This window comes from Schaalia hyovaginalis, assembly GCF_014208035.1.
GTDB lineage: Bacteria > Actinomycetota > Actinomycetes > Actinomycetales > Actinomycetaceae > Pauljensenia > Pauljensenia hyovaginalis.
On sequence record NZ_JACHMK010000001.1, the window covers coordinates 1,202,891 to 1,215,072 of the forward strand.

Sequence of the window (12,182 nt, forward strand, 5' to 3'; positions counted from 1 at the left end):
CTGAAGCTCCCGGGCGAAGAACATCGACTGCTGATCGACCCGCCGGGCACGGTTCTGGACGCCGTCCCGCTGTCTCGTTCATCGACGAGGGCGGGGCGGCGCCTCGCTCCTCGGGGAGCGAGGAACATCAGGGCGCGAAGGACGCCAGGGCGGGAGGCCTCCAGGCGCGAAGGAATCCCGGAGCACGAAGAACGCGGCCCGGAGGAATGATCCTCCGGGCCGCGTCTTGGCCGGATCGGTCCATCAACGGGACCGTGACGGGGACTCGCGAATCAGATCGCGCGCGTCACCTTGTCGGACTTCAGGCACTTGGTGCACACGTTGAGGCGCTTGGGCGTCCCATTGACCAGAGCGCGAACGCGCTGAATATTCGGATTCCAGCGGCGGTTGGTGCGAACGTGCGAGTGCGACACGCTCTTGCCGAAGCCGGGTCCCTTACCGCACACGTCACAAACGGCAGCCACGATGATCTCCTCGGTTTCCAGATTTCCTGCGACCCCGCGCTGACGCGGGATGCTCGCCACGCGATGGGGGCCACCGCAGGCAACTGTGACAGAGTACCGGATCGGCGAGGGCTTCTCCAAGTCTTCCCGCGCCCTCGGACCTGTCGGATCGCCCACATGAGCGCAGTGGGCATTCGCGGTGGGGCGGGGATAATGGGGGGAGGCGAAAAGAAGGAGGGGCCGTGACGATCGATGCTTCGACCCTCGCACGGGCGTTGGATGCGGCAGCCTGCGAGAGCGCAACCCTGTCGCGCTTCCTCGACGATCTCGACGGCTGGAACGGCTCCGATTGCGACACGGGTTCGAATGCGGCGCTCACTCTGGCCGCGATGGCCCGGGCGGCCGCGCGAGTCAAGGGCTCGGCCTCCTTCGCCGAGGGGCTCGAAGCCGTGATCGCCGAGGGACTGTCGTCGGCCTCCGGGCACATCGGCATGCTCGTGACGGCTCTGCTCGCGTCCTGGGCGCACGAGCTCGGCGCGGCAGAGCCCTCACCCGTCGCGGTGCGGCGGATGCTGAGGGCCGCTTTGACGGGGCCGATGCTGGATGTCTCGCCCTCGCCCGCGATCACGGCGTGTGTGGCGACGGCCGGCGAGGCGGTTGCGGACCTGGGCGATACCTTGACGGGCACGCCCTACCTCGTGTCCTGGTATTCGATGTCGATCCAGGAGGGACTGGTCGGGGCGACGGATGATCGCACGGGGCGGATCGATCCGGGCGCGTCGGTGTTCGCGATCCTCTTCGCGTGCCTGGATGCGGCCGTCGGAGGGGACTCCTCGGTGCTCGAGTCACTGGCGAGGATGCTGTCCGAGCTCGCCGATGCGCAGGGGCGTGCTCCCAGCCCCGCGCCTCCTGCTCCCGAGCGGGCCTTCGCCGTAGACGTCCTGTGGCGCGCGACTCGCGAGGACGCCAAGGCGCATGTCACAGCCCTCGGCGCGATGGGCGCGCGGGTGAGCCTGGTGGGCGTCGTGGACCCCTTCGGCGTCGGGACCTGGCGTCTCCACGCCGACACCTCGGCCCCCCTGGCGGCGCGCCCAAGGGGAGGGGCGGTCTTGCGCTTCCAGGTCGCCGACGCGCGGCCCGATGAGGAGCTCGGCGTCGACGAGCTGGATGATGAGATCCTCACGCACCGGGGGGTGCGACTCCTGGAGCGCCGCCCGCTCAGGCGCGTGGAGCGCGCGCGCGTGCTCGCCTGCACGAGGGCTCCGGGGCTCGTGGAGGACCTGGCCCGGACGGGCGCCCTGGTCCTGTTGGATCCTTCGGGCGAGGACGGTGCGGGCATCGCCGCCCTCGCGCGCGCCTCGTTGACGAGGGCGACCCTGTTCATCCCCTGCGACGAGGCCTCGGCCGCACTGGGCGGGGCGGTTTCCGAGGCGCTGAGCCGTCAGGGCCCGGAGGAGGCGAGCACGCGGGTCATGGTGGCCGGGAGCCGCGACGACTTGAGCGCTTTCCAGGTCGCCCACGAGTGCGCGGGCTCCTTCGTCCCCCAGCCGGGCGGTGCGGCCGTTCGCGATCAGATGGCCCAGATCCTCGCCGATTCCGCCCGATCCGCCCTTTCATCGGTGCGCACTCAGAGGATCGACGGGGACACTGCGGGGATCGCGGCCGCGGTGTCGGCTCTCATGAGCCTCGAACCGAAGGCGTGGAGGCTCCTGCTGTGCCGTTCGGACGGCCCGGACCTCGTCGCCCTCGTGCGCCAGATCCTCGTTCACGAGGGCGGCGAGCGATCGATGCTCGGCGGCGTGTACGGCGCGCGCCAGGCGATGCTCGACGAGCCCGTCGAAGGGCCCGACCTCGAAGTGATCGACGGGGGTCAGGATTCGGGGACCCTCTTGCAGGCGGTGGGGTGATGAGCGCCCTCGATGCGCCCCTCAACCTGCGCCTGCCCGCCGCGACCGCCCGCAAACTGGCGAAGGCTGGCATCGAAACGGTCGAGGATCTGCTGTTCAACGCGCCGCGCCGCTACTACCACTGGGGCGCGTTGACCCCGATGTCGCTGCTCCACGAGGGCGAGGACGTGACGATCCTCGCCCAGGTGGAGTCCGCGGCGCTCGTGCCGAACCGCTCGAGGCCGGGCGTTCGGCTCGAGGTCCGTTTGACGGACGGGTCTTCGAGGATGAACGCGACCTTCTTCGCCTCCTCGGAGCACAAGCTCGCTCCGCACGCGCGGCTTCTCGTCCCGGGGGCCTCCTTCCTCTTCGCGGGCAAAGTCGGCGCGTATCGGGGCGCCCTGACACTGACCCATCCGAGCTTCGAGGGCATGGACGACGATGCGGAGGCGGCGCGTGCGCAGACGGAGCGGCCGATTCCGATTTACGCGCAGGCGAAGGGCGTGACCTCCTGGATGGTGGGGCGCTCAGTCGGGATGCTCTTGGACTCACTGGCACCCGGTGACGTGCCCGATCCCGTGCCGAACGCGCTTCGCCTCTCCTGGAAGGCGCCCTCTCGTCTGGAGTCCTTGAGGATGCTGCATCGTCCGGGGAGCGATGAGGAGGCTCGGCTGGCGCGACGGGCTCTGGCGCTGGAGGAGGCCTTCCTCCTCGAATGCGTGCTCGCGGGCCGTCGTTTCGGCGCCCACTCGCTCCTCGCGCCCTCGTGCCCGAGGGCGGGGGCGGTGAACGACTTCATCAAGGCCCTGCCCTTCGCCCTGACCGCCTCGCAGGATGCGGCGCTGGGGGAGATCCTGGAGGACACAGCATCGACGCGCCCGATGCAGCGCCTCCTTCAGGGGGATGTGGGCGCGGGGAAGACGGTCGTGGCGCTCGCGGCCCTGCTCGCGGCCGTCGACGCCGGGCATCAGGGGGCTCTGGTGGCGCCGACGGAGGTTCTCGCGACTCAGCACGTGGCTTCGATGCGATCGCTGGTCGAGGGCGTCCTCGTCGATGGGGCCGAGGTGGATATCCGTCTGCTCACGGGGGCGACCCCCTCGGCTGCGCGTCGGGAGATCAATGGACTCATGGCCCGGGGCGCGCCCGTGATCGTCGTGGGCACGCACGCGCTGCTCCAAGAATCGGTGTCCTTCGCGGATCTGGGCGTGGTGGTGGTCGATGAGCAGCATCGCTTCGGCGTGGCCCAGCGCGATCGCCTTCGGACCTTCGCCGGGGGACGGGCCGCGCACCAGCTCGTGATGACGGCGACCCCGATCCCCAGGACGGTCGCGATGACGGTCTTCGGGGATTTGGAGGAGACGCGCATGGAGGGCCTTCCGCCGGGGCGCAAGCCCGTCGAGACCTTCCTCGTCGATGCCGCGAACGGCCAGTGGATGGGGCGCTTGTGGGAGCGGGCGGCTGAGGAGATCGCCGGGGGCGGCCGCGTGTACGTCGTCTGCCCCAGGATCGACGAGGGCGATGAGGTCGACGATGCGGATCCTGACGAGTCGGGGGTGCAGCGGCCGCCCCTGGCTTCGGTGAGCGCTGTTGCGCAGACTCTGCGGGGATCGGGCGTCGTCGATCCTGAAGGGATCGCGGAGTTGACGGGGCGCACCTCCCAGGTCGACAAGGCCGCGATCATGGAGGCCTTCTCCGGCGGTGAGATGCCGCTGCTTGTGGCGACGACCGTCATCGAGGTCGGGGTCGACGTCCCCGAGGCGACGATGATGGTGATCCTCGACGCCCAGCAGTTCGGGATCGCTCAGTTGCACCAGTTGCGGGGGCGGGTCGGGCGTTCGGAGCGGGCGAGCCTGTGCATGGCGGTGCACCGCCACGATCTCGGTCCGGGGACGATGGAGCGTCTTAAGGCCTTCGCGGCGACGACGAACGGCTTCGAGCTCGCGGAGAAGGACCTCGAGCTGCGCCGCGAGGGGGATGTGCTGGGCGCCGATCAGTCGGGCGGGGGCTCTCATCTGAGGTTCTTGTCGGTGAGGCGCGATGCGGGGCTGATCCGGCGCGCGCGCACCGAGGCGATCCGTCTCATCGAGGCCGATCCCGGCCTCGTCGATCATCCTTTGCTGGCGGCCGAGCTCCGCCGGACCGGGCGGAGCGACCTGGCGTGGATCTCGCGCTCCTAAGGCCTAGAGTGTCGCCATGACCAGAATCGTCGCCGGCATCGCGAAGGGACGCGTGCTCAAGGTTCCGCCGAAGGGGACGCGACCGACTTCGGAGCGCGTCAGAGAGGCCCTCTTCTCGCGCCTCGAGCACATGGGGATGCTTGACGGCGCCCGGGTCCTCGACCTCTACGCGGGCACGGGGGCCCTCGGGCTTGAGGCGGCCTCGCGCGGCGCCGCGAGCGTGGAGCTCGTGGAGAAGGCGCCGGGTGCGGCGAGGATCCTTTCCGAGAACATTCGCGCGACGGGCCTTCCGGCCCGTGCAAGGCGCTCCTCGGTCGAGTCCTTCCTCTCGGCCCGTGAGGGCCGGCCTCTCGTCGGCGAGGTTGATCTCGTCCTCGTGGATCCGCCCTACGACCTCCCCGAGGAGGAGCTGGCCGAGGCGCTCGCCCTGCTGGGGCCGTGGCTCGCCCCGGATGCCCTCGTCGTCGTGGAGCGTTCGTCGCGCTCGCCGGAGCCGGAGTGGCCGGACTTCCTCGTCCTCGAGGATGAACGCCGATGGGGTGAGACGCTCGCCTGGTTCGCAGGGCCCGCGCCCCTCGAGGGGCGTTGAGCCTTAGCGCCGCAGGCGCTTCGGAGCCTATGCTGTTCGCATGACAACAGCGCTCTTCGCGGGCTCTTTCGATCCGATCACCATCGGTCATGTCGACGTCGTGACGCGGGTTTTGGGCTTCGTTGATGAACTGGTGGTCGCCGTGGGGGTGAATCCGGCGAAGCGCTACCTCTTCGATCAGCCCCGGCGCGTCGAGATGGTGGAACGAGCCCTGGAGGGCGTCGAGGGAGTGCGCGTCGTTAGCATGCCGGGCGCCCTGCTCGACTGCGCGCGCGAGGCGGGCGCCGAGATCATCGTCAAAGGCGTCCGCACCGCTGCCGATTTCGACTTCGAAGTCCCCCAATCGGTGGTGAACCGCGACATCGGGGGGATCGATACGGTCCTCATCCCCGCCCGTCCGGAGCTCTCGGTCGTCTCCTCCTCCGTGGTGCGCGAGTTGATGGGGCTCGGATTGGACGTCTCCCGGTATGTTCCGACCGCGATCATGCCCTTCTTGCGGAACAATGGTTGACAAGCTGAGTCGCGGTGATCGCGGAGAATCGTAAGGGAGCTGAAGATGTCGAATCCTGAAGAGCCGGTCGGTTCCGACGCGACCTGGGAGGAGAACACCGTTTACGGTCCGTCGACCGTGATCGCCGCTCTCGATCAGATCGAGGCGCTCGTCGAGCAGGCGCGGGCGGTTCCTCTTTCGGCGTCGATCATGCTGAATCGCGCGGAGATCCTCGACCTGCTCGATCAGGCGCGCGAGGCGCTCCCGGAGGACCTGGTGGCCGCCGATGCCGTGGTCGCGGATGCGGACGCCGTCCTCGGGCGCGCCGATTCGGCCGCGGAGTCCACGATCGCCGAAGCCAATGCCCGTGCGCAGTCGACCGTCGAGCAGGCCGAGGAGAAGGCCGCGCATCTCGTGAGAACGGCGAATGAACAGGCCGAGCGCACTGTGGCGAAGGCGAAGGAGGAGGCCGAGACGACTGTCGACCAGGCGCGCAAGGAGGCCGAGGCGATCCTCGTCGATGCGAATGCGCAGGCGGAGCGTCTGGTCGCTTCGGAGAACATCACGCGCATGGCGGAGGATCGCGGGCGCGAGATCGTGGGTGAGGCCCGGCGTGAGGAGAAGCGCCTGCGCGAGGGCGCTGACGACTACGTCGAGAAGTCGCTCGCCGAGCTCTCCGGCCTGATCGCCGAGCTTCAGCGCAAGACGGAGGCCGGGCGGCGCACGCTCGCCGAGCGTCATGGCCAGGATCGTACGGACATCGGCTTGAATGATGACTGATTCCGCGCTCGCCGTCTCTTTGCTGCCCCTGCCCGCGAAGATCGGGTCGACGTACCACGTGGATCGCGTGTGGGTCGCTCCCGATGATCTCGGCACGCCTTCGATGGCGGTTCGGCCGTCCACTGAGCTCGCGCTCTCGGTGGATCTGACGAGCGTTGATTCCGGGGTCCTCGTATCGGTGGGCACGTCCGTTGATCTCGTGGGCGAATGCGTGCGCTGCCTCGACCCCGTGAGTGCGCATCATGAGATCCGCGCCTGCGATGTCTACTTCGATTCGCCTCCCGAGGACGAGGATCCGGAGGCTGATGAAGTGCTGCTGATCAGCCCGCATGATTCGATCGATCTTGAACCGCTGCTGCGCGATTCGATCGTCACCCTCGTCGAAGAGCGCCCTTTGTGCCGTCCGGACTGCCGCGGCCTGTGCCAGGGCTGCGGCGTCAAGCTCGACGAGCTCCCCGAGGATCACCGTCATGATGTGATCGATCCGCGCTTGGCCTCCTTGGCCGCGCTTCTTCCGGATTCGGATATCGAGGCCGACTGAGGATGGCACGAGCGAAGCATCTTCCCGTTCCGCCGCGCACCGATCTTGAGGGTCTGATCGCTGCTTGGGGTGAGCAGATCGATCCGGAGCTGCTCGAGCGCGCCCTGACGCATCGCTCCTATGCGAATGAGGCCGGGGGCATCGCGAATAACGAGCGGCTGGAATTCCTCGGCGATGCGATTCTGTCGGTGGTCATCGCCGACCGTCTCTTCCACGATCATCCCGATTCTGCGGAGTCGGATCTTTCGCGAATGCGTGCGGCGACCGTCTCTCAGGAGCCTCTGGCGCGTGCTGCGCGCCGCATCGATCTGGGGTCCTTCATCCGTTTGGGCAAGGGGGAGTCCGCTTCGGGCGGCAGGGACAAGGATTCGATCCTTTCGGATACTTTCGAGGCACTGATCGGGGCCACGTACCTCACGAGGGGTTTGGAGCCGACGCGCCGCGTGGTCCTCGCGAATCTGGAGTTCCTCCTCGCGCGGGCGTCTTCGCGGAGCGCGCATCACGATTGGAAAACGATTCTCGTGGAGCGGGCGAACGAATTGTCCCTGGGCGAGGTCTCTTACGCCGTCGAAGGAGAAGGGCCGGACCACTGCCGGGTCTTCACCGCGAAGGCCTATGTGACTGGCCGGGATGAGCCGATCGGGCAGGGAAGGGCTTCGTCGAAGAAGCATGCGGAGAACGCCGCTGCGGAGGCCGGGGTGCGTCTCCTCGAGGGCGCGTAGGCGTCGTCCCCTCTGCTGCCTTCGTGTCGATCCCGGGCGGGACACGGCGGATCATTCACTCTGGGGGACCTTCGACCCGCTAGGATGGCGGGGTGAGTGAGAACGCCCTGTATTCGTCGCCCGTGCGAGTGATGATCGTCGATGACCATGAGATCGTGCGTCGCGGCATCGCTGAAATCGTTGATCGGGCCGATGAGCTCGAAGTCGTGGCCGAGGCCGGTACGGTTGAGGATGCTCTGCGCCGTGCGGATCTCGTGCGCCCGGATGTCATCCTCGTCGATCTCCAGCTGCCCGACGGTACGGGCATCGACATCATGAAGTCCTTGGCTCTAACGCATCCTGACATCCTCCCCATCGTTCTCACCTCTTTCGATGATGATGAGGCGCTCGCCGAGTCCCTCGAGGTGGGGGCGCGCGCCTATGTGCTCAAGACCGTGCGCGGAGCGGAGATCACGGACGTGGTGAAGGCCGTCGCCGCCGGTCGTGTCCTGCTCGATGAGCGCACTCTCACCCGTCGTCGTGCGGATCATGATGATCCGACTGCGGATCTGACCCCTTCGGAGCGCAAGGTTCTCGAGCTCATCGGCGATGGCCTGTCGAACCGTGAGATCGGTGAGAAGCTCGGTGTGGCTGAGAAGACCGTGAAGAATCACATCACCTCGCTCCTGTCGAAGATGGGCCTTCAGCGCCGTACGCAGGTCGCGGCCTGGGTTGCCGGTCAGCGCGCTGCGGCTTGGCGAAATTAGAGCGAACCCCGCTTTCAGATCGAGCCCCGATTCGGACAGGAGTCGGGACTCGAATCGTGCGTGGTGCGAGGGGCGTCCTTCGCCTTCTCCCCGTTGAATGCGGCTGGTGGCGAATGCTAGATCCGAATGGCTGAAGGCCGCAGGCGTTCTCGCGGCGCGTTCCTGACATCATTGTTTTCCTCGCTTGGCAATTTCATGATATTTGCGAAATTGTTTCGTTTCGCTTTTGTTGGAAACTCAAGGGAAACCTGTTGAAAGCTTTTCCGGTATTCATGCGCGGTCTCGTTCGAGCGGACAAAAGGCCGTATTTCTGGGCCTTTCCCTCGATAACGTGACAGTGCCTTATCGATGTTCGATCGACACTGTGGTCGGTCGGCGAGGCACGTTTCGAAAGGTGCGAAGGTGAACCTCAAGAAATCCATCGTGGGAGGCCTGTCGGCGGCGGCGATCGCGTGCGCCGGCCTCGTCTCCCCGGCGGTTGCGGTGCCGGCGGCGGCGCCTCCCGACTCGTCCGCCCCGGTGATCGGTGTTCCTGCGGCAGTGCCGAATTCTCCGGTCGAGAAGATCTCCGATTGGCAGGATCTTCAGTTCGGTCTCTTCATGCACTGGGGCGTCTACTCGATGTTCGAGGGCAGCTTCAAGGGGCAACAGCAGCGGATCGGCTATCCGGAGCAGATCAAGGCCTGGATGAAGATCTCGGATGAGGACTATCTCGCTGAGGCCGCGAAGATGAAGGCCGAGAAGTGGGATGCGGGCGCCGTGTGTCAGAAGGCCAAGGACACCGGCATGAAGTACGTGATGATCACGACGAAGCACCATGACGGCTTCGCCATGTGGGACACGAAGACGACGGACTTCAACGTGGTGAAGAAGACCGCCTTCGCCAAGGACCCGATGAAGCAGCTCGCCGACGAGTGCGGCAAGCGCGACATCAAACTCGCCTTCTACTTCTCGATCATCGACTGGACCCAGCACGAGGCCGAGCCCTACGGGAACCAGAACCCGATCACCGAGGAGATGATGACGAAGATCATCAAGCCTCAGATCGACGAGCTCATGACGAACTACGGCCCGATCGCCGAGTTCTGGTTCGACATGGGAGGGCCGACGCCGGATCAGTCGGCGCGCATGGCGAAGTGGGTGCATGACAAGCAGCCCGCGACGATGGTCAATTCCCGCGTCTGGAACGACAAGGGCGACTTCGAGGTCGGCGGTGACAACCACGTGCCGAGCGATTTCCGCGTCGGTCCCTGGGAGTCGATCCTCTCGATCTTCCCGAGCTGCTGGAGCTACTGCTCCGATGGACGGGCTGATCGCTCGGAGTCGAATATCGGGTACAAGGTTCGCAACCTCACCAGCGAGCTCGTCACGACGATCTCGGGCGGGGGCCAGTTCGATCTCAACGTCGGCCCGAAGGGCGATGGCTCCTTCGACGACTTCGATACGAAGGTGCTCGACGGCATCGGCGCCTGGATGAAGCGTCATCCCGATGCGATCACCGGCGCGAAGGCCACCTGGTTCCCGATCCCCCGCTGGGGCCGCATCACCACGAAGGGCAATGATCTCTACTTCTTCCCGAGGAGCTGGACGGACGGTGACTCCCTTGTGCTTGAGGGCGTCGGGTCCAAGGCCACTGCCGTGACGATCGACGGCAAGGGGAGCCCCCTCGAATTCACTCAGGAGGGAACGACCCTCACCGTGAAGATGGCGGGGGAGAAGCCGGACGAGGTTCTTCCTGTCATCAAGGTCTCCTTCGGTGAAGCCCCCCGGTACGTGTCGACCGCCACCGTCGAGCTCGAGAACGGACTCGGGGTCGTGCCGGCCTCCGCTATCAGGGGACTGAATTCCGCTAACTCCCGTTACGGCGCTGTCGCGCGCGATGCCTACATCGTGGATCGCTCCGGTAAGAGCTATGAGGATGTGCAGCTCACGCTCAAAGGCTCCTTCGACTCGGAGACCGAGTACAAGGTGACCTTCGGGGACAAGGAAATGGTGCTTTCCGGCGCCGATATCGCAGCGGGTCCCTTCGGGGACGGTCTGTCGCTCTCGCCCAATCAGGTGACGCGCGTGCGCATCGAGCTCGCGAATCCCCCCTATTACGCCAATGGCCTGGGGGTGCGCGACGCGGAGCTGACGGTCGAGGCCTTCGAGAAGAAGCTGTCCGAAACCGCGCCGGCTTTCAGGACTCAGCCGCGTGACGCGGAGGTCGCCTCCGGAGCGAAGGCCTTCTTCTCGGCCGCCGCTGCATCGAGGCCCGCCGCGACCTACCAGTGGTACCGGATCGCCCCGGGTGCTCAGGACGGCGTTGCCCTCGAGGGCGAGACCGCCTCGCGTCTGTCCTTCACTGCTGCGCTTACCGACAACGGAGCGCGCTACTACGTGGTGGCGACGAACTCCGTGGGGTCGACTACGTCGGAGATCGCAACCCTCACGGTCTTCGAGAAGTCGGCGAATCTCGCCCTCGAGAAGCCCTCGATCCAGTCCTCGACCGCGTGGGGCGGCGTTCCCTCGCGTGCGAACGACGGCAACACGGATGGAGTCTTCGACAACAATTCCGTGTCCCACACGGGCTTCGATCAGGTGGCCTGGTGGCAGGTGGATCTCACCGAGGAATTCGCATTGAAGACCGTCGACGTGTGGAATCGTTCCTCCCAGGACAAGTGCTCTTACACGACCTGCGATCAGCGTCTGAAGGACTTCTGGGTGGTCGCCTCGAAGGAGGAGCTCGCCTCTGACTTCAACCCTGCTGCGGGTGAGATTCCCGAGGGCGTGAAGGCCGTGAAGGTCGAGGGCGTCGGTGGACATCCGTCCACGGTCGCTCTTGATGGAGCCGAAGCGCGTTTCGTCCGCGTCGTGCTTCCCGGCCCCTATGCTCAGCTGGCTCTGGCTGAGGTGGAGGTCTTCGGTGATCCGATCGTGAAGAGCGTGGCTCCGACGATCTCCCCGATTGCGGTGGATTCCGAAGACATGAGCGATGTCGAGATGGCCGGTGACGGTCAGTCCCGGACGGTGACCGCCCCTGCGGGCAAGATCCTCGATCTCAAGGCCACGGTCACGGGCACCCCGGATCCGGAACTCCAGTGGTGGAAGAAGCCTGCCGGCACCGGGGAATGGGAAGCGATCACCGAGGAGAAGGGCCCCGACTTCTCCCTCTCCTTCGACGAGTCGACGGATGGTGCTCAGTTCATGCTGAAGGCGACGAATTCGGCGGGTGTTGCGGAGTCGGGTCTCATCGTGGTGAAGGTGAAGGCGGCTGATCCGAAGCCGAACCCGGATCCTGAGCCGAAGCCGGATCCTGAGCCGAAGCCGAACCCTGATCCGACTCCGGATCCTGCTGAGCCTGTGTTCAGCGTTGTTGTGGACAAGGCGTCGGTTGTCGCGGGTGACGAGGTCACTGTTTCGGGTTCGGGTTTTGTTCCCGGTGTTGAGGTTGAGGCCGTGTTGCATTCGGATCCGGTGAAGATCGGGTCGAAGCCTGCGGGTGCTGATGGCAAGGTGTCGTTCACCTTCACGGTGCCGAAGGATCTGGCTCCTGGTGCTCACAAGGTGGTTCTCACTCAGAAGGGCAAGAGTGCTGAGGCGGCGTTGACGGTCAAGAAGGCGGCGTCGCAGCCGGCCCCCGTCGTCCCGCCGGCGTCTCAGGGGAAGACCTCCGCTTCGACGCTCGCCGCCACGGGCGCCGAGACGGGCGCCCTCGTGGGAATCGCGGGCCTGTTCGCACTGGCCGGGGCCCTCGCCGTGTCTCGTCGCAGGAAGTGAGGACGCGAGCACGACCCGCGCCAGCCGCTTGAGGGCGAGGCGGGTCGCA

Annotated in this window: 10 protein-coding genes; 9 read left to right on the plus strand and 1 reads right to left on the minus strand. The window is 66.4% G+C overall.

Annotated elements, in window-relative coordinates; all coding sequences use genetic code 11:
• Positions 1 to 272: 272 nt before the first annotated feature.
• Positions 273 to 464, minus strand: coding sequence for a 50S ribosomal protein L28 (gene rpmB, locus HD592_RS05200; RefSeq protein ID WP_184452387.1), 192 nt, complete (start codon positions 462 to 464; stop codon positions 273 to 275).
• Positions 465 to 685: 221 nt separating this feature from the next.
• Here rpmB and HD592_RS05205 point away from each other — a divergent pair, with 221 nt between their 5' ends.
• The 9 genes from HD592_RS05205 to HD592_RS05245 all read left to right on the plus strand — a co-directional run bounded on the left by HD592_RS05205 (position 686) and on the right by HD592_RS05245 (position 12,133).
• Positions 686 to 2,350, plus strand: a complete 1,665-nt coding sequence (locus HD592_RS05205) for a hypothetical protein (RefSeq protein WP_184452388.1) — start codon at positions 686 to 688, stop codon at positions 2,348 to 2,350.
• Complete coding sequence (locus HD592_RS05210) at positions 2,350 to 4,506, plus strand: ATP-dependent DNA helicase RecG (protein ID WP_184452389.1); 2,157 nt, start codon at positions 2,350 to 2,352, stop codon at positions 4,504 to 4,506. Before HD592_RS05205 ends, HD592_RS05210 begins: the two co-directional genes overlap by 1 nt.
• Positions 4,507 to 4,522: 16 nt before the next feature.
• Positions 4,523 to 5,095, plus strand: a complete 573-nt coding sequence (rsmD, locus tag HD592_RS05215; protein ID WP_184452390.1) for a 16S rRNA (guanine(966)-N(2))-methyltransferase RsmD — start codon at positions 4,523 to 4,525, stop codon at positions 5,093 to 5,095.
• A gap of 40 nt (positions 5,096 to 5,135) precedes the next feature.
• The gene (gene coaD, locus HD592_RS05220) at positions 5,136 to 5,606 is read left to right on the plus strand and encodes a pantetheine-phosphate adenylyltransferase (protein WP_154478609.1); all 471 of its coding nucleotides are present in this window, start codon (positions 5,136 to 5,138) and stop codon (positions 5,604 to 5,606) included.
• Positions 5,607 to 5,651: 45 nt separating this feature from the next.
• A complete protein-coding gene (locus tag HD592_RS05225; protein ID WP_184452391.1) occupies positions 5,652 to 6,365 on the plus strand; it encodes a hypothetical protein in 714 nt (237 codons plus the stop codon).
• The gene (locus HD592_RS05230; protein ID WP_154478776.1) at positions 6,358 to 6,906 is read left to right on the plus strand and encodes a YceD family protein; all 549 of its coding nucleotides are present in this window, start codon (positions 6,358 to 6,360) and stop codon (positions 6,904 to 6,906) included. Before HD592_RS05225 ends, HD592_RS05230 begins: the two co-directional genes overlap by 8 nt.
• Positions 6,907 to 6,908: 2 nt before the next feature.
• Positions 6,909 to 7,628: a ribonuclease III gene (rnc, locus tag HD592_RS05235; protein ID WP_154478605.1), complete on the plus strand. Its 720-nt coding sequence runs from the start codon at positions 6,909 to 6,911 to the stop codon at positions 7,626 to 7,628.
• 131 nt (positions 7,629 to 7,759) lie between these two features.
• Complete coding sequence (locus HD592_RS05240; RefSeq protein WP_154478774.1) at positions 7,760 to 8,374, plus strand: response regulator; 615 nt, start codon at positions 7,760 to 7,762, stop codon at positions 8,372 to 8,374.
• A gap of 402 nt (positions 8,375 to 8,776) precedes the next feature.
• Positions 8,777 to 12,133 carry an alpha-L-fucosidase gene (locus HD592_RS05245; protein WP_184452392.1) on the plus strand — a complete coding sequence of 1,119 codons (3,357 nt, stop codon included), beginning with the start codon at positions 8,777 to 8,779 and terminating at the stop codon, positions 12,131 to 12,133.
• The last annotated feature ends 49 nt before the right edge of the window (positions 12,134 to 12,182 follow it).